22 protein-coding genes and 1 pseudogene are annotated in these 25844 nt (G+C 65.0%); 7 read left to right on the top strand and 16 right to left on the bottom strand.

What is annotated here, in order from left to right; translation table 11 throughout:
• Positions 1–27: 27 nt before the first annotated feature.
• The 5 genes from fkpB to murJ form a co-directional block, all read right to left on the bottom strand.
• Positions 28–480, bottom strand: coding sequence for an FKBP-type peptidyl-prolyl cis-trans isomerase (gene fkpB / locus N7607_RS02930; RefSeq protein WP_279864506.1), 453 nt, complete (start codon positions 478–480; stop codon positions 28–30).
• On the bottom strand, positions 473–982 hold the full coding sequence (gene lspA / locus N7607_RS02925; RefSeq protein ID WP_279864507.1) for a signal peptidase II: 510 nt from the start codon (positions 980–982) through the stop codon (positions 473–475). Before lspA ends, fkpB begins: the two co-directional genes overlap by 8 nt.
• Complete coding sequence (ileS, locus tag N7607_RS02920; protein ID WP_279864508.1) at positions 975–3806, bottom strand: isoleucine--tRNA ligase; 2832 nt, start codon at positions 3804–3806, stop codon at positions 975–977. The genes lspA and ileS overlap by 8 nt, the downstream gene beginning before the upstream one ends.
• Before the next feature lie 14 nt (positions 3807–3820).
• Positions 3821–4759 (bottom strand): bifunctional riboflavin kinase/FAD synthetase, encoded by a 939-nt coding sequence (gene ribF / locus N7607_RS02915; RefSeq protein ID WP_279864509.1) that lies wholly within the window; start codon positions 4757–4759, stop codon positions 3821–3823.
• Between the two features lie 82 nt (positions 4760–4841).
• Complete coding sequence (gene murJ / locus N7607_RS02910; protein WP_279864510.1) at positions 4842–6386, bottom strand: murein biosynthesis integral membrane protein MurJ; 1545 nt, start codon at positions 6384–6386, stop codon at positions 4842–4844.
• A gap of 183 nt (positions 6387–6569) precedes the next feature.
• On the opposite strand from murJ, the gene rpsT reads away from it, so the two are divergent.
• Positions 6570–6842: a 30S ribosomal protein S20 gene (rpsT, locus tag N7607_RS02905; protein WP_068829169.1), complete on the top strand. Its 273-nt coding sequence runs from the start codon at positions 6570–6572 to the stop codon at positions 6840–6842.
• A 101-nt stretch (positions 6843–6943) separates the two neighbouring features.
• Here the strand turns inward: rpsT and N7607_RS02900 are convergent, their stop codons facing one another.
• The 5 genes from N7607_RS02900 to rplU form a co-directional block, all read right to left on the bottom strand.
• Complete coding sequence (locus N7607_RS02900) at positions 6944–7405, bottom strand: CreA family protein (RefSeq protein ID WP_279864512.1); 462 nt, start codon at positions 7403–7405, stop codon at positions 6944–6946.
• 92 nt (positions 7406–7497) lie between these two features.
• Entirely contained in the window at positions 7498–8616 is a 1119-nt protein-coding gene (gene proB / locus N7607_RS02895; RefSeq protein ID WP_279864513.1) for a glutamate 5-kinase, read from the bottom strand.
• Positions 8617–8682: 66 nt separating this feature from the next.
• Entirely contained in the window at positions 8683–9906 is a 1224-nt protein-coding gene (gene cgtA / locus N7607_RS02890; protein WP_279864514.1) for an Obg family GTPase CgtA, read from the bottom strand.
• 107 nt (positions 9907–10013) lie between these two features.
• Positions 10014–10271, bottom strand: a complete 258-nt coding sequence (gene rpmA / locus N7607_RS02885; RefSeq protein ID WP_043308927.1) for a 50S ribosomal protein L27 — start codon at positions 10269–10271, stop codon at positions 10014–10016.
• Positions 10272–10294: 23 nt separating this feature from the next.
• Complete coding sequence (gene rplU, locus N7607_RS02880; protein WP_192318580.1) at positions 10295–10606, bottom strand: 50S ribosomal protein L21; 312 nt, start codon at positions 10604–10606, stop codon at positions 10295–10297.
• Positions 10607–10911: 305 nt separating this feature from the next.
• On the opposite strand from rplU, the gene N7607_RS02875 reads away from it, so the two are divergent.
• Together N7607_RS02875 and N7607_RS02870 are read left to right on the top strand one after the other, a co-directional pair.
• Positions 10912–11880 (top strand): polyprenyl synthetase family protein, encoded by a 969-nt coding sequence (locus tag N7607_RS02875; protein ID WP_279864515.1) that lies wholly within the window; start codon positions 10912–10914, stop codon positions 11878–11880.
• A 135-nt stretch (positions 11881–12015) separates the two neighbouring features.
• Positions 12016–12258 (top strand): hypothetical protein, encoded by a 243-nt coding sequence (locus tag N7607_RS02870; protein WP_279864516.1) that lies wholly within the window; start codon positions 12016–12018, stop codon positions 12256–12258.
• A 140-nt stretch (positions 12259–12398) separates the two neighbouring features.
• Here N7607_RS02870 and N7607_RS02865 read toward each other — a convergent pair whose 3' ends face one another.
• From N7607_RS02865 to N7607_RS02845, 5 genes and pseudogenes are all read right to left on the bottom strand, one after another.
• Entirely contained in the window at positions 12399–13016 is a 618-nt protein-coding gene (locus tag N7607_RS02865; RefSeq protein WP_279864517.1) for an FKBP-type peptidyl-prolyl cis-trans isomerase, read from the bottom strand.
• Between the two features lie 111 nt (positions 13017–13127).
• The gene (locus tag N7607_RS02860; protein ID WP_279864518.1) at positions 13128–13616 is read right to left on the bottom strand and encodes a TIGR00645 family protein; all 489 of its coding nucleotides are present in this window, start codon (positions 13614–13616) and stop codon (positions 13128–13130) included.
• Positions 13617–13808: 192 nt separating this feature from the next.
• Complete coding sequence (locus N7607_RS02855) at positions 13809–14150, bottom strand: hypothetical protein (RefSeq protein WP_279864519.1); 342 nt, start codon at positions 14148–14150, stop codon at positions 13809–13811.
• 190 nt (positions 14151–14340) lie between these two features.
• Positions 14341–16791, bottom strand: coding sequence for an AAA family ATPase (locus tag N7607_RS02850; RefSeq protein ID WP_279864520.1), 2451 nt, complete (start codon positions 16789–16791; stop codon positions 14341–14343).
• Positions 16792–16870: 79 nt separating this feature from the next.
• Positions 16871–17005: pseudogene (locus N7607_RS02845) on the bottom strand (TraR/DksA C4-type zinc finger protein); the annotation flags it as partial.
• A gap of 83 nt (positions 17006–17088) precedes the next feature.
• Here N7607_RS02845 and N7607_RS02840 point away from each other — a divergent pair.
• The 3 genes from N7607_RS02840 (at position 17089) to N7607_RS02830 (ending at position 19573) form a co-directional block, all read left to right on the top strand.
• On the top strand, positions 17089–18309 hold the full coding sequence (locus N7607_RS02840) for an RtcB family protein (RefSeq protein ID WP_279864521.1): 1221 nt from the start codon (positions 17089–17091) through the stop codon (positions 18307–18309).
• 77 nt (positions 18310–18386) lie between these two features.
• Positions 18387–19013: a hypothetical protein gene (locus N7607_RS02835; RefSeq protein WP_279864522.1), complete on the top strand. Its 627-nt coding sequence runs from the start codon at positions 18387–18389 to the stop codon at positions 19011–19013.
• A 125-nt stretch (positions 19014–19138) separates the two neighbouring features.
• Complete coding sequence (locus tag N7607_RS02830) at positions 19139–19573, top strand: hypothetical protein (RefSeq protein WP_279864523.1); 435 nt, start codon at positions 19139–19141, stop codon at positions 19571–19573.
• Between the two features lie 55 nt (positions 19574–19628).
• On the opposite strand, the gene ettA is transcribed toward N7607_RS02830, so the two are convergent.
• Positions 19629–21296: an energy-dependent translational throttle protein EttA gene (gene ettA, locus N7607_RS02825; RefSeq protein WP_279864524.1), complete on the bottom strand. Its 1668-nt coding sequence runs from the start codon at positions 21294–21296 to the stop codon at positions 19629–19631.
• 366 nt (positions 21297–21662) lie between these two features.
• On the opposite strand from ettA, the gene N7607_RS02820 reads away from it, so the two are divergent.
• On the top strand, positions 21663–25742 hold the full coding sequence (locus tag N7607_RS02820) for an EAL domain-containing protein (protein WP_279864567.1): 4080 nt from the start codon (positions 21663–21665) through the stop codon (positions 25740–25742).
• The last annotated feature ends 102 nt before the right edge of the window (positions 25743–25844 follow it).

Raw genomic sequence — 25844 nt, 5'->3', positions numbered from 1 at the left:
AGAGTGTACGCCTCTCCCCGAGAGGGGTCAGGCTTGGCGAACTTCGATGATTTCCACGTCGAAGCTCAGGGTCTTGCCGGCCAGGGGATGGTTGAAGTCGACGGTTACCTGCGCGTCGTCGAACGCCTTGACCACACCCGGTAGCTCGGCATTGGCGGCATCGTTGAAGATCACCAGCAGGCCCTCGGACAGTTCCATGTCGGCGAACTGGCTGCGCGGCATGACCTGCACGTTCTGCGGATTGGGCTGACCGAAGGCGTTCTCCGGCTCGATCTGCAGGCTGCGCTTGTCGCCAGCCTTGAAGCCGTAGAGCGCGACCTCGAAGCCCGGCAACAGGTTGCCATCACCGACCTTGAAGGTGGCCGGCTGCTTGTCGAAGGTGCTGTCGACCACATCGCCGTTGGCCAACTTGAGGGCGAAATGCAGGGTGACTTCCTTGTCCGGGCCAATGCGCAGCTCTTGAGAGAGTGGATCAGTCATGGGCGGGCTCTCCGGACTTCTTGCTCTTGAACATATCCAGCGCCAGCATCACGGCGCCGACGGTAATGCCGCTGTCGGCCAGGTTGAAGGCCGGGAAATGGTGGCGGTTCTGCCAGTGCACCAGGATGAAGTCGACCACATGACCGAGCATGACCCGGTCGTACAGGTTGCCCAAGGCACCGCCCAGCACCATTGCCAGGGCGATGGCCAGCCAGGTCTCGTTGCTCTTGAGACGCTTCATCCACACCACCAACACAGCGCTGACGCCGGCGGCGATGGCGGCGAACAGCCAGCGTTGCCAGCCGGACTCAGCGGCCAGGAAGCTGAAAGCCGCGCCACGGTTATACAGATGGGTCCAATCGAAGTAGCCATCGATCACCGTGACCCGCTGTCCGTACTCCAGCACCTGCAGCACGATCTGCTTGCTGCCCTGGTCGAGAATGAACACCAGCACGGCCAGCCACAGCCAGGCCAGACGACCGAAACGCGAGGCATCAGACATGCTTGCGCACCTCGCCAGCACCTTCGATGTTGCTCACGCAACGTTCGCACAGCTCGGGGTGAGTGGCATTGCTGCCGACATCGGCACGGAAGTGCCAGCAGCGACCGCACTTGGCGTGGGCCGACTTGACGATCTTCAGCTTCAGGCCCGGCACCTCGGTGGCCACCGCATCGGCAGGCGCATCGGCCAGCGGCGCGACGGCGGCGGCGGAGGTGATCAGGGCGAAGCGCAACTCGTTGTCGAGCTTGGCCAGGGACTGCTGCAGGGACTCGTCGCCATACAGGGTGACCTCGGCCTGCAGATTGCCGCCGATGGCCTTGCTGTTGCGCAGGTTCTCCAGCTCCTTGTTCACCGCGGCGCGCACGGCGGTGAGCTGCTCCCAGTAGGCACGATCCAGCTCGAAGCCTTCCGGCAGGCGATCCAGGCCTGAGTACCAGGTGTTGAGCATGACCGACTCGTTGCGCTCGCCCGGCAGGAACGACCAGATCTCGTCGGCGGTGAAGGCCAGGATCGGCGCGATCCAGCGCACCAGCGCCTCGGCGATATGGTACTGCGCGCTCTGGCAAGAGCGGCGTGCCGCGCTGTCGGCGGCAGTGGTGTACTGACGGTCCTTGATCACGTCCAGGTAGAAGCCGCCCAGCTCCTGCACACAGAAGTTGTGCACCTTGGAGTAGACGTTCCAGAAGCGGTACTCACCGTAGGCTTCTATGACTTCGGCCTGCAGGCGCGCGGTGGCGTCCACCGCCCAGCGATCCAGGTCGAGCAGCTGGTCGGCCGGCAGCAGATGCCTGGCCGGGTCGAAATCGCCCAGGTTAGCCAGCAGGAAGCGCATGGTGTTGCGGATACGCCGGTAGGCGTCGGCGCTGCGCTGCAGGATGACCTTGGACACGGCCATCTCGCCCGAGTAATCGGTGGAGGCGACCCACAGGCGCATGATGTCGGCGCCCAGACTGTCGTTGACCTCTTGCGGGGCGACCACGTTGCCGAGGGACTTGGACATCTTGCGGCCGTTCTCGTCGACCACGAAGCCGTGAGTCAGCAGCGCCTTGTACGGCGCATGGCCGTCGATGGCGCTACCGGTCAGCAACGAGGAATGGAACCAGCCGCGGTGCTGGTCGGAGCCTTCCAGGTACAGGTCGGCGCGCGGGCCCTGATCATGACCCATGGGGTGCGAGCCACGCATCACATGCCAGTGGGTGGTGCCGGAATCGAACCAGACGTCCAGGGTGTCGCTGATCTTGTCGTACTGCACGGCCTCATCGCCGAGCAGCTCGGCGGCGTCCAGCTTGAACCAGGCCTCGATGCCTTGCTGTTCGACGCGCTTGGCCACCTCCTCCATCAGCTCAACGGTACGCGGGTGAAGCTCACCGCTGGCCTTGTCGAGGAAGAACGGGATCGGCACGCCCCAGTTGCGCTGACGCGAGATGCACCAGTCTGGGCGCCCGGCGATCATATTGTGCAGACGCGCTTGGCCCCAGGCCGGGACGAACTCGGTCTGCTCGATGGCGGACAGTGCGCGTTCGCGCAAGGTAGCGCCCTGCTCCGGCGCTTTGTCCATGCCGACGAACCACTGCGCGGTGGCGCGATAGATCAGCGGGGTCTTGTGCCGCCAGCAGTGCATGTAGCTGTGCTGGATCGCCTCGTGCTTGAGCAGCGCACCGACTTCGTCGAGCTTGGCGACGATGGCCGGGTTGGCCTTCCAGATGAACTGGCCGCCGAAGAACGGCAGGTCGGCGACGTACACGCCATTGCTCTGCACCGGGCTGAGGATGTCGTCGTTGTGCATGCCGTACTGCTTGCACGAACGGAAGTCGTCCTCGCCATAGGCCGGAGCGGAGTGGACGATCCCGGTACCGGCACCCAGCTCGACGTACTCGGCCAGATAGACCGGGGCGAAGCGCTCATAGAACGGATGACGGAAGCGGATGTTTTCCAGAGCCGCACCGGCAGCGGTGGCAACCACTTCGCCCTGCAGGCCGTAGCGAGCCATGCAGCTCTCGACCAGCTCCTCGGCCAGCAGCAGCAGCTTGTCGCCGACATCGACCAGGGCGTAGGTGAACTCCGGGTGCACGTTGAGCGCCTGGTTGGCCGGGATGGTCCAGGGCGTGGTGGTCCAGATCACGATGCTGGCCGGCTTGGCCAGTTCGCTCAGGCCGAAGGCAGCAGCCAGCTTGGCGGCGTCTTCGACGAGGAAGGCCACGTCGATGGCATCGGACTTCTTGTCCTGATATTCGACCTCGGCCTCGGCCAGGGCCGAGCCGCAATCGAAGCACCAGTTGACCGGCTTCAGGCCCTTGAACACGAAGCCCTGCTTGACCATCTCGGCCAGCGCGCGGATCTCGCCGGCCTCGTTGGCGAAGTCCATGGTCTTGTACGGATTGTTCCACTCACCCAGCACACCGAGGCGGATGAAGTCGGCCTTCTGCCCTTCGATCTGCTCGCCAGCATAGGTGCGGCAGCGCTCACGGGTCAGGTCAGACGGCTGGTTCTTGCCGAAGGTGGTCTCGACCTTGTGCTCGATCGGCAGGCCGTGGCAGTCCCAGCCCGGCACGTAGGGGGCGTCGTAGCCGGCCAGGGTCTTGGAACGGGTGATCATGTCCTTGAGGATCTTGTTGACCGCATGACCGATGTGGATGCTGCCGTTGGCGTAGGGCGGGCCGTCGTGCAGGACGAACTTCGGCCGGGTCTCGCCAAGCTTCCGCAGCTTCTGGTACAGGCCAATGCTGTCCCAGCGCGCCAGGGTCTCCGGCTCGCGCTGCGGCAGGCCGGCTTTCATCGGGAAGGCAGTATCCGGAAGGTTCAGCGTGGCTTTGTAGTCGGTCATCTCAGGCTCTTAGATCAATCAAGCGGTTGGCCAAGCCAGTAGGCCCGGGCGGCGGCGACATCCGCGTCGATCGCCGTCTTCAGCGCCTCCAGGGAGGCGAAACGCTGCTCATCACGCAGCTTGTGGTGGAATTCCACCGTCAGACGCTGGCCATAGAGATCGCCAGCGTATTCCAGCAAATGCACTTCCAGATGCGGGCTGCCATCGCCGGCCACGGTCGGACGCTGACCGATGTTGGCGACGCCGTGGAAGCGGTGCCCCTCATGCAGCGCGCTGACCAGAAACACCCCGCGCAGCGGCGGCTTACGCCGTTTCAGCTGCACATTGGCGGTCGGCGTACCGAGCTGACGGGCCAGCTTCTGGCCATGCAGCACACGACCGGCCAGGGCATAGGGCCGCCCCAGCAGGCGCTCGGCCAGTTCCAGCTCGCCGGCCTGCAGGGCCTCACGCACACGGGTACTGCTGACGCGCTCGCCATCCAGCTCGACGGTCAGCGCCGCCTCGACACTGAAGCCATGCCACTCGCCGGCCTCGACCAGGAAGGCGAAATCGCCAGTGCGGCCGGCGCCGAAGCGAAAGTCGTCACCGACCTCTAGGTGCTTCACATGCAGGCCATCCACCAGCACCTGACGCACGAACTCTTCGGCCGACAGTTCGCGCAGGCGACGATTGAAGGCCAGGCACAGCACCCGGTCGACGCCTTGGGCGGCCAGCAGCTCGAGCTTCTCACGCAGACGGGTGAGGCGCGCCGGCGCGGTGTCCGGGGCGAAGAATTCACGCGGCTGCGGCTCGAAGATCACCACGCAGCTCGGCACACCCAGCTCGATGGCGCGCTCACGCAGGCGCGCCAGGATGGCCTGGTGACCAAGGTGCACGCCATCGAAATTGCCGATGGTGGCAACGCATCCCTGGGTCAGGGGTAGCAGATTGTGGAGGCCTCGGACCAGCTGCATAGCGCGCTTCTTGCTTACAAAGTGGTCGATTATACGCACAGGCGACTATCGGCGACAGGCAGTGTGTCAGCCGCCTGGCGCGTCAGTGAATGGTGCGGCGGGCGAAGTCGCGCGGGCGGAAGCCGAGCAGCAGCAACATGCCGAAATAGGTCACCACACCGGCGGCGACCAGCGCGCCGAGGCGCAGCAACCGCACCAGCATGTTGCCCTGCTGCCAATCCGGCATGAAGTGCATCACCGCCAGCAGCACCGCCGCCATGGCCAGCACCGCCAGCACCAGCTTGAGCAGGAAAAATGTCCAACCCGGCTGCGGCTGGTACATGCGCCGACTGCGCAGCTGCCAGTAGAGCAGTCCCGCGTTGAGACAGGCCGCCAGGCTGATGGCTAGCGCCAGCCCAGCATGCCGCAGATCCAGAGCGAAGACGAACAGCCCATTCATCGCCTGGGTCGCCAGCAGGCTGACGATGGCAATGCGCACCGGGGTCTTGATGTTCTGCTGGGCATAGAAGCCGGGCGCCAGGATCTTGATCAGGATCAGTGCCAGCAGACCGACCGAGTAGGCCACCAACGCCTGCTGAGTCATGGTCGAGTCGTGCGCAGTGAACTTGCCGTACTGGAACAGCGAGACGATCAGCGGCTCGGAGATGATCGCCAACGCCAGGGTGCACGGCATCACCAGTAGGAAACACAGGCGCAGCCCCCAGTCGAGCAGCCGCGAGTACTCCTCGCGATCAGCGCTGGCGTAGGTCTTGGCCAGCGCCGGCAACAGAATGGTGCCCAGTGCCACGCCGAGCACGCCGGAGGGCAGCTCCATCAGGCGATCCGCGTAGTACATCCAGGACACGGAGCCGGCCACCAGGAAGGAAGCGAAGATGGTGTTGATGATCAGCGAGATCTGGCTCACCGACACCCCGAAGATCGCCGGCCCCATCTGCCTGAGCACCCGCCACACGCCTGTGTCGCGCAAGCTCAGGCGCGGCAGCACCAGCATGCCGGTCTTCTTCAGCGCCGGCAGCTGCCAGAGAAACTGTGCCAGACCGCCGACCAGCACCGCCCAGCCCAGGGCCATGATCGGCGGATCGAAATACGGCGCGAACCAGACCGAGAACACGATCATGCTGACGTTCAGCAGGGTCGGCACGAACGCCGGCACCGAGAAGCGGTTCCAGGTATTGAGCACCGCGCCGACCAGCGACGACAGGGAGATCAGCAATATATAGGGGAAGGTCACCCGCAACAGATCGGTGGTCAGGGCAAAGCGCTCGGCCTCGTCGGCAAAGCCCGGTGCAGTGATCCAGACGATCCAGGGCGCGGCGAGAATGCCGAGTAGCGTCACCAGCGCCAGCACCAGAGTCAGCAGGCCGGCGACATAGGCCAGGAAGGTGCGGGCCGCCTCCTCGCCTTGCTGGGTCTTGTATTCCGCCAGGATCGGCACGAAAGCCTGGGAGAAGGCGCCCTCGGCGAAGATGCGGCGCAGCAGGTTGGGCAACTTGAAGGCCACGACAAAGGCGTCCGACGCCACGCCGGCACCGAAGGTGCGCGCGATGATGGTGTCGCGAACGAAGCCCAGCACGCGGGAAAGCATGGTCAGAGAACTGACGGCAGCCAGGGACTTGAGCAGATTCATGGAGTCTCGACGGTCCGGAAAGCCGGCACGGGCGGGCCGACAGATGAAGGCGAGGAGTGTAACCAGCCGCCGCTGGTCAGACCAGCCAATCAAGACACTTCCGCACTTGACAGGCACGCGATGCATCGGCATGATTCGCGGCCTTATTTGTTGCTATCCCCCTAGTTTTCGAGGAGCTTGACGGTGGCCAATACACCTTCTGCCAAAAAACGCGCCAAACAGGCTGAGAAGCGTCGTAGCCATAACGCCAGCCTGCGCTCCATGGTCCGTACCTACATCAAGAACGTGGTCAAGGCTATCGACGCCAAAGACCTGGAAAAGGCTCAGACCGCCTACACCCTGGCTGTTCCGGTCATCGACCGCATGGCCGACAAGGGCATCATCCACAAGAACAAGGCCGCTCGCCACAAGAGCCGCCTGAACGGTCACATCAAGGCTCTGGCTACCGCCGCCTGATTGATCTGTTCTTGAAAAGACCGGCCCCAGGGCCGGTTTTTTATTGCCCGTGATTTTCGACAGGGCGTGAAAAAGCCGGAGCATGCTCCGGCTTTTTTCGCTTATTGCGCCGCCCAGGGCAGGATCGGAATAGCCGTCACCGCATTCTGCGGACTACCTTCGATCACCCGATCGCTGTACACCAGATAGACCAGCGTATTGCGCTTCTCGTCGAAGAAACGCACCACCTGCATGGTCTTGAACACCAGCGAGGTGCGCTCCTTGAACACCTCTTCGCCATCCTTCAGCTTGCCGGTGAAGTGAATAGGCCCGACCTGGCGACAGGCGATCGACGCCTCGGCACGATCCTCGGCCAACCCCAGACCACCCTTGACCCCACCCGTCTTGGCGCGCGACAGGTAGCAGGTCACGCCCTCCACCTTCGGATCATCGAAGGCCTCGACCACGATCTTGTCGTTCGGCCCAACCCACTTGAACACCGTGGAGACCTCACCGATCTCCTCCGCCTGCACCCCCAGCGGCAGCAACAGGCACGCAGCCAGCAATCCCTTCGCAATGCGCATCGCGCCCTCCCAGAATCTGTTTTAAAGGTTCGCGAGCTAGAGCCTGTTTTTAACGCAGCAAGGCCGACGCGCAGCAGACTTTAAACAGATTCTCAGACCAGAATCAGATTATCCCGGTGCACCAGCTCCGGCTCATCGACATAGCCCAACAGCTTCTCGATGGCATCGGAAGGCTGACCGACGATCTTCTGCGCCTCCAGGGCACTGTAGTTGGCCAGCCCGCGCGCGACCTCACGCCCGTCTGGACCGACACAGACCACCATCTCGCCACGCCGGAAACTGCCCTGCACCTCGCGCACCCCGACCGGCAACAGGCTCTTGTGATCGACCGCCAGCGCCTTCACCGCCCCCGCATCCAGCACCAGCGTACCGCGGGTCTGCAGATGCCCGGCCAGCCACTGCTTGCGCGCCGCCAGCAGGCCGCGCTCGGGCGCCAGCAACGTACCCAAGCGTTCGCCCGCCTTGAGGCGATCCAGCACGCGTTCGATACGACCACCGACGATCACCGTATGCGCCCCGGAACGCGCAGCCAGACGCGCGGCACGCAGCTTGGTCTGCATGCCACCGCGCCCCAGCGCACCACCGGTACCGCCCGCCACGGCATCCAGGGAAGGATCATCGGCGCGCGCCTCGAAGATCAGCTGCGCATCGGGATTGTGTCGCGGATCGGCATCGAACATGCCGTCGCGGTCAGTGAGGATCACCAGCAGGTCGGCCTCCACCAGGTTGGCCACCAGCGCCGCCAGGGTGTCGTTGTCGCCGAAGCGGATCTCGTCGGTGACCACGGTGTCGTTCTCATTGATCACCGGCACGACGCCAAGATCGACCAGCGTACGCAGGGTGCTGCGCGCATTCAGGTAGCGCTTGCGGTCGGAAAGATCATCATGGGTCAGCAATACCTGAGCCGTGTGACTGCCATGCTCGGCAAAGCTGGACTCCCAGGCCTGCACCAGCACCATCTGGCCAATGGCGGCCGCCGCCTGTAGCTCATGCATCGCGCTCGGCCGCGCCGACCAACCCAGCCGACTCATGCCCGCCGCCACGGCGCCAGACGACACCAGCACCAGCTCCACACCCGCCTCGCGCAGGGCCACCATCTGCTCGACCCAGACCGCCATCGCGGAGCGATCCAGACCACGCCCATCGGCGGTCAGCAGCGCACTGCCAATCTTCACCACCCAGCGCTGCGCGCCGGTCACCTTGTCCCGCATGATGCCCTCTACCCCAAGCCAGTCAGCACAACGCCGCTATAAAGCGGCGCTGCACGATACCCATTGTCAGTCCCGAACGTAAATGATCTCGGGACCGTCTTCGTCATCCTCGAAGTCATCCCAGTCATCGTCGTCACCCACATCGTCGACGCTCTTCAGCCCCGCCTTGCGCAGCGCACGCTTGTCGTCCAGAGCCTGCAGGCGGGCACGCGCCTCATCCTCGATGCGACGATCCAGCTCCGCCAACTCTTCGGCGAACGCCGGCTCTTCGGCGATACGGATGGCACGCTCATCCATGTAGCGCATGATCGCCTGACTCAGCGCCTCGGTACCCTCGCTCTCCAGCGCGGAGATGACGAACACCGGCCCCTTCCAGTCGAGACGCTCGACCACCGCACGCATGCGCTCCTCACGCTCGTCGTCGAGCAGCTGATCGCACTTGTTCAGCACCAGCCAGCGCTCGCGCTCGGCCAGTGCTGGGCTGAACTTCTCCAACTCGCTAATGATGACCTCGGCGGCGTCGGCTGGATCGCTCTGATCCAGTGGCGCCATATCGACCAGGTGCAACAGCAGGCGCGTACGCGCCAGGTGCTTGAGGAAGCGAATCCCCAGGCCGGCACCCTCGGAAGCGCCCTCGATCAGACCCGGAATGTCGGCGATCACGAAACTCTTGTAGCGTCCGACACTGACCACACCCAGGTTCGGCACCAAGGTGGTGAAGGGGTAATCGGCGACCTTCGGCTTGGCCGCGGAGACCGAGCGAATGAAGGTGCTCTTGCCAGCATTCGGCAGACCCAGCAGACCAACGTCCGCCAGCACTTTCAGCTCCAGCTTGAGGTCGCGCTGCTCGCCCGGCTTGCCCGGCGTGGTCTGGCGCGGCGCCCGGTTGGTGCTGGACTTGAAACGGGTGTTGCCCAGACCGTGCCAACCACCCTGAGCCACCATCAGACGCTGACCCGGCTTGGTCAGATCGCCAATGACCTCCTGGGTTGTCGCATCGATGATCGTGGTGCCGACCGGCACCGGCAGGATCAGGTCCTCGCCCTTGGCGCCCGTGCACTCGGTGCTGCCGCCCTTCTCGCCATTGCGCGCATTGAAGCGGCGGGTATAGCGGTAGTCGACCAGGGTATTGAGGTTCTCGTCGGCCTCCATGAACACGGAGCCGCCGTCACCGCCGTCACCGCCGTTGGGGCCACCCTTCTCGATGAACTTCTCGCGACGGAAGCTCATCATGCCGTTACCGCCGTCGCCGGCTTTTACAAATATCGAAACTTCGTCGACGAATTTCATTAGGGTTGCCTCCCACCGCAGCGGCGGGCCAGTGAACTCGGGAATACAGGATACACAGAAACAAAAAAGCCCCGTCGCGAGACAGGGCTTTTTCAGCAAACGCGACCTTAGGCTGTCACGATGCTCACGTAACGGCGGTTGAACTCGCCCTTCACGTCGAACTTGATCACGCCGTCGACTTTCGCGAACAGGGTGTGATCTTTGCCCATGCCAACGCCGTAGCCAGCGTGGAACTGGGTGCCGCGCTGACGCACGATGATGTTGCCGGCCTTGATGACCTGACCACCGTACATCTTCACGCCAAGGCGTTTACTTTCTGAGTCGCGGCCGTTACGAGTACTACCGCCAGCTTTTTTGTGTGCCATGAGTCATAGCTCCTAAAAAGGGATCAGGCCTGAATGCCGGTGATCTTGATTTCGGTGAACCACTGACGGTGGCCCTGACGCTTCATGTGGTGCTTACGACGGCGGAACTTGATGATGGTCACTTTGTCGTGACGGCCTTGGGAGACCACTTCAGCAACAACCTTGGCACCATCGACCACCGGAGCGCCGATTTTCACGTCGTCACCGTTGCCAACCAGCAGAACGCGGTCGAAAGTCACGGATTCGCCAGTAGCGATTTCCAGCTTCTCGACCTTGAGGAATTCACCTTCGGCGACTTTGTACTGCTTGCCACCGGTAACAATTACTGCGTACATGGATTTTTCTCCGTTAAACCTGCTCACCCGACTCTTTATAGGAAGAGTTATTGGCCGGCATGGCTGCATGGGGCCGGAACTGACGCCCGTGCAATTGCGTAAGGCAGGGAGTGCCCATAGAAGTTTGGGGCCGCGATTGTACGGAAAGCCAAGAGCAGAGGCAAGCCCCGCCAGGCCTTGCCTTGACAGCCCAGAACCCGCCCCATAGCATGCCGCGCAGCCCGGTCCGGCCCTGTCCGACCCGCCATTTCGCCGCCCTCCACCCCGCGAGGCAGCCGGCCCCGTTCCAGGAGCTCCCCTCACCGATGCAAGCCCAGGCCTTCCACAGCGTGGTCGCGGACGATTTCACCGCCGTCGACGGCATCATCCGCCAGCAGCTGAAGTCCCATGTGCCTCTGGTGGAGAAGATCGGTGACTACATCATCTCGGCTGGCGGCAAACGTCTGCGCCCACTGCTGGTACTGCTCAGCGGCAAGGCCCTGGGCTATCAGGCAGACGATCTGCGCCTGCTGGCCGCGACCATCGAGTTCCTGCACACCGCCACCCTGCTGCATGACGACGTGGTCGACATGTCCGGCATGCGCCGCGGCCGCGCCACCGCCAACGCCCAATGGGGCAACGCACCGAGCGTACTGGTCGGCGACTTCCTCTATTCACGCTCGTTCGAGATGATGGTCGAACTCGGCTCCATGCCGGTGATGCGCATCCTCTCGCGCGCCACCCGGGTGATCGCCGAGGGCGAAGTGCTGCAGCTGTCCAAGGTGCGCGACGCCAGCACCACGGAAGAGACCTACATGGAGGTCATCCGCGGCAAGACCGCCATGCTGTTCGAGGCCTCGACCCACAGCGCCGCGGCCCTGGCTGGCAGCTCCGAAGCGCAGAGCGAAGCCCTGCGCCACTTCGGCGACCACTTGGGCATCGCCTTCCAGCTGGTGGACGATCTGCTCGACTATCAGGGCGACGCTGCCACCCTCGGCAAGAACGTCGGCGACGATCTGGCCGAAGGCAAGCCAACCCTGCCACTGATCTATACCATGCGCGAAGGCAGCGCCGAACAGGCTGCCCTGGTGCGCGCCGCGATCCAGAAAGGCGGCATCGAGGACCTGGAAAGCATCCGCGCCGCCGTACAGGCCTCGGGCTCGCTGGACTACACCGCCAACCTGGCCCGCGAGCACGCCGAGAAAGCCATCGCCTGCCTGGGCGCCCTGCCGGACAACGCTTACCGCGACGCCCTGATCGAGCTGAGCCGCTTCGCCGTCGCCCGCACTCACTGAGTCAGCGCATCGCCAAGATAGCCCGTCCCTGTGACGGGCTTTTTATTGCCCGACAAAAGGTGCGATTGAGGCTTGCTATTTTGATAATAGGAATTATTCTCATATCCATCGAATGGACGACAAAGGAGATGAGCCATGACCTATCTGATCGACGCCTGGCTGGATCGCCCGCACCCCTATCTGCGCATCCTCAATCGCGAGACCGGCGAGGTATGTGCCGTGCTGGAAGAGGAGGCCATCGGCGAGCTACGGGATCAGGGCGATCTCGACCTGGCCAGCCTCAGCTCGTGCGAGCCCGGGGCACTGAAGGAGCTGGTGCGCGGCCTGTTCCTGTTCTGCTATGCCCGGGCACTGCGACCGCAGGGCGAGCTGCACTGAGCGACGCTCGGCGAGGGCGACCAATGGAGGTCGGCCTCGTCGGCAAGCCCGGCGCCAGGGAAGGCGCCGGGAGACACGCGGAGCGATGACGCTCCCGCAGGTGCCCGGACCGGTCAGGACGACCAGCCGGGCATCGTCTCTTACAGAATGTCGAGCAGCTCGACGTCGAACACCAGCACGCTGTGCGGCGGGATGCTGCCGGCAGCCTGGCCGCCATAGGCCAGTTCGCTCGGCACATGCAGGCGCCATTTGCTGCCGGTATTCATCAGCTGCAGGGCCTCGACCCAACCGGCGATCACGCCACCGACCGGGAATTCGGCCGGCTGGCCGCGCTCGTAGGAGCTGTCGAACACGGTGCCGTCGATCAGGGTGCCGTGGTAGTGGGTACGCACGTGGTCCTCGCGGGACGGCTTGGCGCCCTCGCCCGCCACCAGTACTTCGTACTGCAGGCCGGACGGCAGCACGGTCACGCCTTCACGCTTGGCGTTCTCGACCAGGTATTCGCGACCAGCACCGGCAGCGGCTTCGGCCTTGGCGGCGGCCTCGGCCTGCATGACTTCACGAATCACCCGGAAGCTGGCGTTCAGCGCTTCGGGGGAAACCTGGCTGGGCTGACCGTTGAAGGCGTCGCGCAGGCCGGCCACGATGGCTTCCAGGTTGGCGCCGGGCGGCGGGTTGTCACGCAGCTGGTCGCCCAGTTGGCGGCCGATGCCATAGCTCACACGGGTTTCGTCGGTGGACAGATTGAGTTCGGACATGGCCGGGCTCCACTAGGGGGTCAAAAAGGCCGGCCAGACTAGCACAGCCATCCACAAACGAAACCGCCCGGACGTCTCGCAACGACCGGGCGGCGGGTGCGGCTTGGCGGCTCAGTGCTTGGTCAGCTTGTCCAGGTAGCCCATGGCGAAAGCCGAGACCACGAACGCCATATGAATGATCACGTACCACATCAGGTAATCCACCTTGATGTTCTCGGCATTCATGAACACCTTGAGCAGGTGGATGGAGGAAATGGCCACGATGGAGGCCGCCACCTTCATCTTCAGCGAGCCGGAATCCATCTTGCCCAGCCAGCTGAGCTTCTCCTTGCCCTCGTCGATATCCAGCTGGGACACGAAATTCTCGTAGCCGGAGATCATCACCATCACCAGCAGGCCGCCAACCAGCGCCATATCGATCAGCGACAAGAGCTTGAGAATCAGGCTCGCCTCTTCGAGGGAAAAGACGTGCGGCAAGATATGGTAGAGCTCTTGGAAAAACTTCAGCGCCAACGCCAGCAGGGCCAGCGATAGACCGAAATAGATTGGCGCCAGCAACCAGCGCGAGGCGTACATCGCGTTCTCGATAAAGCGTTCCATGTTGTCTCGCCGAGTGAAAAAACTGGCCGCGAGTATACCCAGCCAGGCCTTGCGGGCAAGGCGACAAGCGTTGCGGATTTTTTATCCCCGCTTACTGTGGATAACCTTGTGGGCAGGTGCGGGAAGAATGGCTGCACACCACTCGTCGCGGGAGGCCGTCACGGGTTGGGCAAAAAGCGCTCAGTCGGGCGTTCAGCTTTCCGGGCGGAACTGATAGTCACCCAGATGGCGGCAGCGCTCGCCGTTGAGCTTGCGCAACTCGGCGCGCAGATGCAGGCACCAGATCAGCGGTTCCGTGCAGGGTTCATAGCCCTGTACCGCCAAGCACTGGGCGATCGAGTCGAGCACTGCCTCGGCCACCAAAGGCCCGTGGAATGGGCCTTGCGCCTTGATCGCCGAAGGTTGCGCGGCGGACATGCCGGCCGCGCACAACAGCGTCCACAGACCTCGCCCGCCGGCCAGCGGACGAATCTCGCATTCGATGCGGGTCGTCAGGCCGAGGCACTGACGGGTGAGACAGAGGCTGCGCGGCATAACGGCGGTCCTCGCAAGGTCTGGCTTTCAGCCTACACCCCAGCGCGCCGATTCGGGAAGGTAAAAGTTATCCCCGCGCTTTGTGGATAACTCTGTGGATGGAGCGGGGGGAAAACCGGCTGCGACGACGCCCGCTGCGGGCGCCGTCGGAATGCGCAGTGACTGACCAGTTGTCGCGCGACTGGCAGCGTCACTCCTTGGACGTTTTCGTCGCCGGCTTGGCCCGCGTCTTCACTTCCTTGATCTTCGGCTCCTTGTCCTTCTCGTCCTCCTCCAGGCCCAGTTCGGCAATGCTGCGCAGGCGCTCCACCACCCGCGCATTGACGCTGCCCTTGGGGAACTGGCCCTTGGCATCCGGCGCGCCAGCCGGCTCGCCCAGCAGCAGGCCGAGCGCCTCGTCGACATGGCGCACGGCATAGACGTGGAACTGGCCATTGCGCACGGCCTGCAGCACCCGCTCGTCGAGCATCAGGTTGCTGACGTTGGAGTGCGGAATGATCACCCCCTGCTCGCCGCTCAGGCCGCGCGCCTCGCACAGGCGGAAGAAGCCTTCGATCTTCTCGTTGACCCCACCCACCGCCTGCACCTCGCCGAACTGGTTGATCGAGCCGGTGATGGCGAAGCATTGCTTGAGCGGCGTACGCGACAGGGCCGAGATCAGGGTGCAGACTTCGCCCAGCGAGGCGCTGTCGCCATCCACATAGCCGTAGGACTGCTCCAGGGCGATGCTGGCGGAGATCTCCAGGGGGAATTCCTGGGCATAGCGGCTGCCGAGGAAGCCGGTGACGATCATCACCCCCTTGGAGTGGATCGACTGACCCAGGCTGACCTCGCGCTCGATATCGACGATGCCACTACCGCCCGGATAGACGGTCGCGGAAATGCGCGCCGGCACGCCGAAGGCCGAGTCGCCGACCTGCAGCACGGTCAGACCGTTGCACTTGCCCACCGCCGAGCCGCTGGTATCGATCAGGATGATGCCGGCCAGCATATCGTCGATGATCCGTGCCGAGACCCGCCCGGTGCGGTCGGACTTGGCCTTCAGCGCGCGCTCGATATGACCAACGTCGGTGATCGCGTCATTGGCCAGTTGGCGCACGAAGTCAGCCTCGCTGACCAGCTGGAACAGGTCGCCGATGCGCGCCGACAGGCGCCCCTGGTGCTCGGCCAGGCGCGCGCTGTAGGTGGCCAGGCGCGCCACGGCGGCAGCGGTCAGCGGCGCCATGCCCTCCTCCGAGGTGCGGGTCTTGAGCAATTGGGCGAACTGCTCGAGGCTGTCGTCGGCGACCGGGATCTCCTCGTCGAAGTCCACCAGCACGCGGAACATCTCCTGGAAGTCCGAATCCAGGTCCTGCAGCGTGTAGTACAGCTGGCGCGAGCCGATGATGATGACCTTGAGCTGCAGCGGGATCAGCTGCGGGGTCAGGGTTACGGTGGCGATGCGGCCGAGATCGCCGAGCGGCGACTCCATCTTCAGCTGGCGCGAGTGCAGGGCGCGCTTGAGCGCATCCCAGACGAAAGGCTCGCTGAGCAGCTTTTCCGCCTCGACGATCAGATAGCCGCCATTGGCGCGGTGCAGCGCCCCGGGGCGCAGCTGGCGGTAACTGGTGTAGAGCGCGCCCTGGTCGGTGTTGTACTCGATGCGGCCGAACAGGTTGTCGTAGGTCGGGTGCGACTCGAACACCACCGGAGCGCCGCCATCGGCGTGATGGCCGACCACCAGGCTGGGGCTGTACTGCTCCTCCAGCATCTCGCGGCGCTGGGCGTCCGGCTTGTCGTCCAGCAACTGGTCGACCACCGTCTTCAACAGGTTGACCTGCACGGCCTGCAGGTAGGCGCAGACCCCGGCATTCTCCGCGTACTGCTCGCACAGCGGCGCCAGCAACGGCTGCAGGGCCAGGGTGATGGTTTCTTCGTTGAGCTGGCGCAACTGGTTGCTGGTCTCGCGCTTCCATTGCGGCAGGCTGGCCAGGCCCTCGTTGAGGCGCTCCTCCAGCTCGGCGATGTCCTCGTGGAAGCGCTCGCGCTCGGCCTCCGGCAGCTGGGCGAAGTCCGCCTCGTCCAGCGCCTTGCCATCCTTCATCGGGGTGAAGGCGATGTTGCTGCTGTCGCGGTACAGCGCGACGTCCTTCTCCAGCGCCAGCTTCTCGATCAGGTCCAGCGCCTTGTCGTAGCGCTGGTTGAACACGCGGTCGATGGCGCTCTTCTTCTGCTGGTAGGTCGGCGTCTCGAACACCGCCGGGAAGGTCGCCAGCAGGTTGTCGATCAGGTGGCCGATGTCGGCGATGAAGGCCGCCGCGGTACCGGCCGGCAACTCCAGCGCACGGGGTTCGCGCGGCTCATCGAAATGGTTGACGTAGACCCGGTCCACCGGCGTGGCCTGGCGCTTGGCCTCAGCCTTGAGATAGCGCTGCACGAAGGAGAAGCGACCGGTGCCCGGCTCGCCCATGACATACACGTTGTAGCCCGGCCGCGGCATCGCCACACCGAACTGCAATGCCTCCACCGCGCGCTCCTGGCCAAGCACGCCGCGAAAAGGTTCGAGATCATCGGTGGTGGTGAAGTTGAACTGGTCGGGGGCGCAGGGGCGGGTCAGGGCATCGGGCGCCAGGCGCAGGCTGGCAGCGAAGGATTCGGGCATCGGAAGTCCTTGTCGAAGCGGGCTAGCCGCAAGATGGAGCCATTCTGGCGCCGCCTCGGCGCCGCTGGCAAGGCGCGCGTCAGACGCCGAAGCGACCGGCGCAGGCCAGGCAGAACTCCGCCGCCGGCAGGGCCTGCATACGTGCCGGCTCGATTTGCTCGCCACAGCGCTGGCACTCACCGTAGCTGCCATCGGCCAGGTGCAAGCGGGTGATATTTTCAGTGTGGCCGTTCTGCCGGGCCTGCACTGACGAGAAGCAAGGCGCACAATGGGACATCTAACCTGCCGGGCAATGTCATGCAAGATTCCTCCCCACAGCTGCTAGAAGTCGCCGGCGGCAAGCCGATCAAGCTCTGGACCCGCGGCGTGCCGGTGGAGGACGCCGCGCGCCAGCAGTTGATCAACACGGCGAAACTGCCGTTCATCTTCAAGCACCTGGCGGTGATGCCGGACGTGCACCTGGGCAAGGGCTCGACCATCGGCAGTGTGATTCCCACCCTCGGCGCCATCATCCCCGCCGCCGTGGGCGTGGACATCGGCTGCGGCATGATCGCCGCGCGCACTTCGCTGAGTGCCGCCGACCTGCCGGACAACCTGCACGGCCTGCGCAGCGCCATCGAAAAAGCAGTGCCCCACGGCAAGACCTTCGGCAAGCACGACCAAGGCGCCTGGAACGATGTGCCGGACCAGGCGGACCAGGCGTGGAAAGCCCTGGCCGGTCGCTTCAGGAGCATTACCCAGAAGTACCCGCGCCTGGAGAAGACCAACAACCGCCAACACCTCGGCACCCTGGGCACCGGCAATCACTTCATCGAGGTCTGCCTGGACGAGGCGCAGCGCGTCTGGTTCATGCTGCACAGCGGCTCGCGTGGCGTGGGCAACGCCATCGGCACACATTTCATCGAGCTGGCCCAGGCCGACATGCGCCAGCACATCGCCAACCTGCCCGACAGGGACCTGGCGTATTTCGAGGAAGGTAGCCGCCACTTCGCCGACTACGTGGAAGCGGTGGAATGGGCCCAAGACTATGCCAGGCAGAACCGCGCCCTGATGATGCTCGCGGTGATAGCGGCGGCCCGCCAGGTGATCCGCAAGCCATTCGAGGCGCAGCTGGAAGCGGTCGACTGCCACCACAACTACGTGCAACGTGAACAGCACTTCGGCCGCGAGGTGCTGGTCACCCGCAAGGGCGCGGTGTCGGCGCAGCGCGGCCAGCTCGGCATCATTCCCGGCTCGATGGGGGCGAAGAGCTTTATCGTGCGCGGCCTGGGCAACGCCGATGCATTCTGCTCCTGCAGCCATGGCGCCGGTCGGGTGATGAGCCGCACGGCGGCGAAGAAGCGCTTCTCGACACAGGACCAGCAACGCGCCACCGCCCACGTGGAGTGTCGCAAGGACAAGGAGGTGATCGACGAGATCCCCATGGCCTACAAGGACATCGACGCGGTGATGGCCGCTCAGCGCGACCTGGTGGAAGTAGTACACACGCTACGCCAAGTGGTCTGCGTAAAAGGCTGAGTGACAGGCGCGCGATGACAGGGTAGAAATCGCTAGCCGATTCGACGGAACGAATCCTCAGGACAAGGATGCTCCGCATGACCATTCCCGCCAGCACCATACCCGCACGCCCGAAACTGACGCAGCTGTGGTTCTTCTACCCTCTGTTCGTGGTGGCTCCGCTCGCCCTGCTCGGGCTGTTCGAGCGACTGCTGGTGGACCAGGACCGCTACGTCGATCTGCTGTTCGCCAGCCTATTGCTGATCGCCGCGACCCTGCTGCTGATGTTGCTGGCCCTGCACGGTCAGCGCTCCTATCTGTGGCATCACCTGCACAGCCGGCACAAGAGCAAGACCAAGTTCGTGCTGTCCCATCTGTTCCTGCTGCTGTTGCTGGCGCCGCCAGGCATGGCTCTGGGCATTCCCAGCCTGCTGCATCTGTTCGGCTCCGAGCCGGCCCAGCAGGTCGTGACCATCACCGGCAAGGCGCCCGGCTACGACTCGCGCCGCGGTTGCGATGGCACGCTGTACATTGCCGAATACCGCCACTTCCTCAACGACAACGTCTGCGGCGTGCCGCAGGACCTGTGGGCCGCCGCCCGCCCGGGCGACACCCTGCTGCTGGACGGCGAGCGCTCGCTGCTGGGCTTCAAGCCTTTGCGGGTGACGCTGAAGCAAGCCCGGGCAGTGGAAGAGGTTTCCGGGCTGCCTCGCTTCGCGGAGTAGGGCCCGCGCAATAGCAGCCTGACTGGCTCAGCAGAGAAGAATTACAAGGGATTTCCCCGAAGGAACCCGCATCCTCGGCCCGCAATCATAGCGATGTGCCATGTGGCACGACCTCGGGAACCTTCATGGACGCATCGCTGCTCAAGTTCGGCAAACCCACCCTTCTGATCCTCGCGCTCGGCCTGGTCGGCATCGCACAAGCGGAAGTCAGCTTCACGGAACGAGGCTCCAGCACCACCGACGTACTGGTGACCGCGGATCCGCACGACCGCGAGCCCGACCTTCGACGATCGAACGTCAACCTCAGCGACCTGCGGTCAGCGCTCGACCAGCAGGACGATGGCCACCGCAAGCTTGCCGAGCTACAGCGCAAACTCGAGGAGCAGCAGCGCACCATCCAGAATCTGAGCGGCAACTCCAGCGGCAGCAGCCGCGAGCTGGACGAACTGGAGAGAAAGGTGGACAAGCTTGCGCAGCTGGAACGCCAGCTGGATAGCCAGGACCGCGAGATCGACTCACTGAGGCGAGAGCTGGAACAGCTCAGTCGCCGCATCAAGTGATACCCAGATAAAGAAAACGGGGCCCGCGGGCCCCGTTTTCTTTTGCAGCGAGCGTTTACTGCGCCAGCTTCTTGTAACGCACGCGGTGCGGCTGCGCGGCAGCGTCGCCCAGGCGTTTCTTGCGGTCGGCTTCGTACTCGGTGTAGTTGCCCTCGAAGAACTCGATGTGCGAGTCGTCCTCGTACGCCAGGATGTGGGTGGCCACGCGGTCCAGGAACCAGCGATCGTGAGAGATCACGATGGCGGCGCCGGGGAAGTCGAGCAGCGCCTCTTCCAGGGAACGCAGGGTTTCCACGTCGAGGTCGTTGGACGGTTCGTCGAGCAGCAGCACGTTGGCGCCCTGCTTCAGGGTCAGGGCCAGGTGCAGACGGCCGCGCTCACCACCGGAGAGGTCCTTGACGAACTTCTGCTGGTCGCCGCCCTTGAAGTTGAAGCGCCCGACGTAGCCGCGCGACGGGACTTCGTAGTTGCCGATCTTGATCATGTCGAAGCCGTCAGACACGGCTTCCCACACGGTCTTGCTGCCGTCCAGGTCGTCGCGGCTCTGGTCCACGCAGGCCAGCTGCACGGTTTCACCGATCTCGATGCTGCCGGAATCCGGAGTCTCCTTGCCCATCAGCATGCGGAACAGGGTCGACTTACCGGCACCGTTACCGCCGATCACGCCGACGATGGCGCCTTTGGGGATGCTGAACGACAGGTCGTCGATCAGCACGCGGTCGCCGTAGCCCTTGGTGACGTTGACGAAGTCGATGACCTTGTCGCCCAGGCGCGGACCAGCCGGGATGTAGATCTCGTTGGTCTCGGCGCGCTTCTGGAATTCCTGCGACTGCATCTCCTCGAAGCGCTGCAGGCGGGCCTTGGACTTGGACTGGCGGGCCTTGGCGCCTTTGCGCACCCACTCCAGCTCGTCCTTCATGGCCTTCTCGTGGGCCGACTGCTGCTTGGATTCCTGGGCCAGACGCTCGGACTTGGCTTCCAGCCAGCCGGAGTAGTTGCCCTCGTACGGGATACCGGCGCCGCGGTCGAGTTCGAGAATCCAGCCGGCGACGTTGTCGAGGAAGTAACGGTCGTGGGTGATCGCCACCACGGTGCCCGGGAAGTCGTGGAGGAAGTGCTCCAGCCAGGCCACCGAGTCGGCGTCCAGGTGGTTGGTCGGTTCGTCCAGCAGCAGCATGTCGGGGGCCGACAGCAACAGGCGGCACAGGGCCACGCGGCGTTTCTCGCCACCGGACAGGTGCTCGATGCGCGCATCCCAGGCTGGCAGGCGCAGGGCGTCGGCGGCGACTTCCAGCTGGCGCTCCAGGTTGTGGCCGTCGCTGGCCTGCAGGATGGCTTCCAGCTTGGCCTGCTCGGCGGCCAGGGCGTCGAAGTCGGCGTCCGGCTCGGCGTAGGCGGCGTACACCTCGTCCAGGCGGGCCTGGGCCTGCTTGATCTGGCCTACGGCCTCCTCGACGATCTCGCGCACGCTCTTGCTCGGGTCCAGCTGCGGCTCCTGCGGCAGGTAGCCGACGTTGATGCCGGGCATGGCGCGTGCTTCGCCGTCGAACTCGGTGTCGACGCCGGCCATGATGCGCAGCAGGGTCGACTTACCGGCGCCGTTGAGGCCGAGCACGCCGATCTTGGCGCCCGGGAAGAACGACAGGGAGATGTTCTTGAGGATTTCCCGCTTCGGCGGCACGACCTTGCCGAGCCGATGCATGGTGTAGACGTATTGAGCCATGGATGACCTTGGTTCTGTGTAGCTGAGGGATTGAAGAGGCAACTGCGCCAGCGGCCGACCGGCTGCTGAGCAATACTCTGGGGCAGGGAGCATCATAGCTCCGCGCGCCCACGCACGTGCGGCAAAGCTACCGGAATGCTCCCGGAGGGGCAAACCGGACCCGATGGACAGTGATAGCACTTGGCCGCTTTTCCGGGCATGCTACGCGGTTCCGATTGCCAGGCAAGGCCCCGCTCCGGCAGCTGTATCAGCAGGGTTATACGCGTGTCACGATCCCGCCCCCTTTCTTCCCGCTCCTTTGGCGATCCGCTCGCCCGGCCTCACCGTGGCTCGCTGAAAGGCGCCCTGGCGCTATTGGTCGCGCTGATGCTCGGCCTGCTGCTGTGGCAACTGCAGCAGGAGGCCAGCAATCAGGAGCGGAGCGAGCGCCAGCGCCATCTGGATCACGCCAGCCAGCTCAGCAGCCACCTGGCCCTGGCCATGCGCCTCAAGGCCGAGGCGGGACGCGCCTTCCTCACCGACTATCCCGAACCGCTGGCACAGACCGAGCGTACGCAGCTACTGGAGCGCCTGCGCAGCATCTATCCGTCCCTGGACAGCCTCGCCTGGGTCGACGCCGACGGCCGCCTGCGGGCCGACAGCAACCCGACGGCCGACGACCACGCTCCCTTCGTCCAGCAGCAGCCTTACCGCTTCGCCTTCTCCGGCAAGGACCCGGAGCTGGTCCAGCTCGACCTGAGCGCCCCGCACGGCGTTGGCGGCTGGCGCGTGCGCCTGCGCGCCCAGGCCCTGCAGCGCTGGCTGCCGGAGCAGCCGACCGAACTGCCCTGGCTGTTGCTGGACCAGCGCAGTGGCAAGGTCATGCTGCGCCAGCCGGACGACAGCAGCGCGCCGCTGAGCGAGGCCGAACGGGAGCAGAACATCGCGCAACTGCCCCTGGTCGGCAGCGACTGGCAGGTAATCGTCCTGTTCGACGCCCCGGCCCTGCGCGCCGAGCTGCTGCCGCGTCAGGTCACCAAGCTGCTGCTGTTCATCCTCTGCGGCGCCCTGGCCCTGCTCGCCCTGTTCGGCCTGCTGCGCGAGCAGAGTCGCCTGCACGCCTACCACGCCCTGTCGCGCCGCTCGATGGAAGACGCCATCGGCGCACTCGGTGCCATCGACGAGCGGGTACTGGTGACCCAGCCCGACGGCCATATCAGCTACCTCAATCCGCGCGCCGAGCGGATGTTCGGCCTGGACCTGGCCACCGCCAGCGAGCTGCATGTGCTGCAGCTGCTGCCGGCGCTGGCGCCCTGGCTGGAGAGCGCCTTCCACGAGCAGGCCGAGCCCATCGAGGTGCTGCTCGACGGCGAGCGGCGCCTGTTCGACGTGACCTGCCACGCCCTCTACACCGACAACCCCGAACCGGGCCGCGCCTGGGTATTGCGCGACGTGACCGAGGAGCGCCAGGCCCTGCACGTGCTGGAGGACACCCGCCGGCGCTACCAGGATATCTTCGAGGGCAGCGGCGTGGCCCTCTGCGTGCTCGACCTGCTCGACCTGCGCCTGTTCCTCGACGCCCAGGGCCTGCAGCACAGCGGCCAGTTGCAGGCCTGGCTGAATGTGGACCCGCAACGCCACGCCGAGCTGCTGCAGCGCATCCACATCAGCGAAGTGAACAAGGTGGCCCTGCAGCTGCTGGGCGTGGACAGCCCCGAACAGGTCTGGGAACACCTGATCGGCTTCGCCCCGCTGCGCCAGGGCGGCGCCCGCCATGCGCTGATCGCGACCCTGCTCGATGGCGAGCGCGACATGATGTTCGAGAGCCGCATGCACACGCCGCAGGGTCACGAGCGCTACGTGTGGCTCAACCTGCAGTTCCCCGAGAGCCGCGACGAGCTGCGCGCGGTGACCCTCAGCGTGCACGACATCACCAGCCGCAAGCGCGTGGAACTGTCGCTGGTGGAGCGCGAGCGCTTCTGGTCCGATGTGCTGCGTTCGGTGCCGGACACCCTCTACGTGCACGACATGAGCAGCATGCGGGTGATGTTCAGCAACAACCGCCTGGGCCCGGATCTGGGCTACAGCAAGGAGGAGATGCGCCGCTTCGGCGACAAGCTGTGGGAGAAGATCCTGCACCCCGACGACGTCGAGCTGTACCAGCGCCTGCGCAACCTGCAGAAGGTGGTCGGCCAGGGCCAGCAGCTGCATTTCCAGCTGCGCTGGCGCCACCGTGACGGCAGCTGGCACTGGTTCGACATCCGCGAGCACGCCCTCAGCCGCGACCGCCATGGGCGGGTCAGCCGCCTGATCGGCGTGGCCAAGGACATCACCGGCGAGATCGCCGCCCGAGCCAGCCTGAGCGACAGCGAGCGGCGCTACCGCCTGCTGGCGGAGAGCATCAGCGATGTGATCCTGTCCACCGACAGCACGCTGCAGCTCAACTACGTCAGCCCGTCGGCCGAGACCTTCTTCGGCTACAGCCCGGAGTGGCTGCTGGACAACGGCCTGCTCGGCACCGTGACCAACCCGCGCCAGCTGGCCAGCCTGCTGCAGCTGATGGAGCAGGTGCGCGGCGCCCTCAACGAGGCGGACAAGCTGGCGCGCCTGCAGGCCAGCCTGGCCGGGCGCACCTTCATCTTCGACTGCCTGCGCGCCGACGACCGCAAGATCACCGTGGAGATGCGCCTGACGCTGATGTGGGACGAGCAGGATCGCTTCGAGGGCGTGCTCGGCATCGGCCGCGACATCACCCAGCAGCGCCGCGCCGAGCGCGACCTGCGCATGGCCGCCACGGTATTCGAGCACTCCACGGCGGCGATCCTGGTCACCGACCCGGCCGGCTACATCGTGCGCATCAACGAGACCTTCCAGCGCCTCACCGGCTTCGCCAGCGCCGAGGTGCTCGACCAGCTGCCGGGCATGCTCACCGCCGACCGCCAGCAGGCCGCCCAGTTCGCCTACATCCTCACCCAGCTCAACCAGCACGGCAGCTGGGAGGGCGAGCTGTGGCTCAAGCGCAAGAACAGCGAGCAGTTCCCGGCCTGGGTCGGCATCACCGCGGTGCACGACGAAGACGGCGACCTGGCCAGCTATGTGTGCTTCTTCAACGACATCAGCGAGCGCAAGGCCAGCGAACAGCGCATCCACCGCCTGGCCTACTACGACGCCCTGACCCTGCTGCCCAACCGCACCCTGTTCCAGGACCGCCTGCACACCGCCCTGCAGCACGCCGAGCGGCATGACGAGTGGGTGGTGCTGATGTTCCTCGACCTCGACCGCTTCAAGCCGATCAACGACTCCCTCGGCCACGCCGCCGGCGACCGCATGCTCAAGGACGTGGCCGTGCGCCTGGCCGCCTGCGTCGCCGAAGACGACACGGTGGCGCGCATGGGCGGCGACGAGTTCACCCTGCTGCTGCAGGCGCGCAATACCCGCGCCGGCGCGCTGAACCGCGCCATCCACGTGGCCGAGCAGATTCTCGCCAGCCTGGCCCAGCCGTTCGTCCTGCAGGGCCGCGAGTTCTTCGTCACCGCCAGCATCGGCATCGCCCTGGCGCCGCAGGACGGCGACGAGTTGAGCCAGCTGATGAAGAACGCCGACACGGCCATGTACCACGCCAAGGAACGCGGCAAGAACAACTTCCAGTTCTACCAGGCGGAGATGAACGCCACCGCGCTGCAGCGCCTGGAGCTGGAGAGCGACCTGCGCCATGCCCTGGAGCAGAACCAGTTCCTCCTCTATTACCAGCCGCAGCTGTCCAGCGACGGCAAGCGCCTGACCGGCGTCGAGGCCCTGCTGCGCTGGCAGCACCCGCGCCGCGGCCTGGTGGCGCCGAACGAGTTCATTCCGGTGCTGGAGGAGCTGGGCCTGATCGCCCAGGTCGGCGACTGGGTACTCGCCCAGGCCTGCCGCCAGCTCAAGGCCTGGCACGACGCCGGGGTGCGCGTGCCCAAGGTCTCGGTCAACCTGTCCGCCCGTCAGTTCGCCGATGGCCAGCTGGGCATGCGCATCTCGCGCATCCTCGGCGCCAGCGGCCTGCCGCCGGCCTGCCTGGAACTGGAGCTGACCGAGAGCATCCTGATGAACGACGTCGGCGAGACCATGCAGGTTCTGGCCAGCCTGAAGAAGCTCGGCCTGTGCATCGCGGTGGACGACTTCGGCACCGGCTACTCGTCGCTCAACTACCTCAAGCAGTTCCCCATCGACGTGCTGAAGATCGACCGCAGCTTCGTCGACGGCCTGCCCGCGGGCGAGCAGGATGGCCAGATCGCCCGCGCCATCATCGCCATGGCCCACAGCCTGGGCCTGGCGGTGATCGCCGAGGGCGTGGAGACCCAGGAGCAACTGGACTTCCTGCGCGAGCATGACTGCGACGAGGTACAGGGCTATCTGTTCGGCAAGCCGATGGCGGCCGCCCAGTTCGAGGCCCAGTTCGGCGGCAACGCCCTGTTCATGCTGACCTGAGTGACGCACACGGGCCGTGTGAGGCCCGCTTGTCCGGCACTTGACCGCCATTCATGTGCCAGCGCGCGGCACATCGGGTAGAATGCGCGCCTTCCTTAGAAC

It is taken from the genome of Pseudomonas sp. GD04019, assembly GCF_029837695.1.
In the GTDB taxonomy this organism is placed as follows: Bacteria; Pseudomonadota; Gammaproteobacteria; order Pseudomonadales; family Pseudomonadaceae; genus Aquipseudomonas.
The sequence above is the reverse complement of the archived record's forward strand: the minus strand, read 5'-3'. Positions and strand labels throughout refer to the sequence as shown.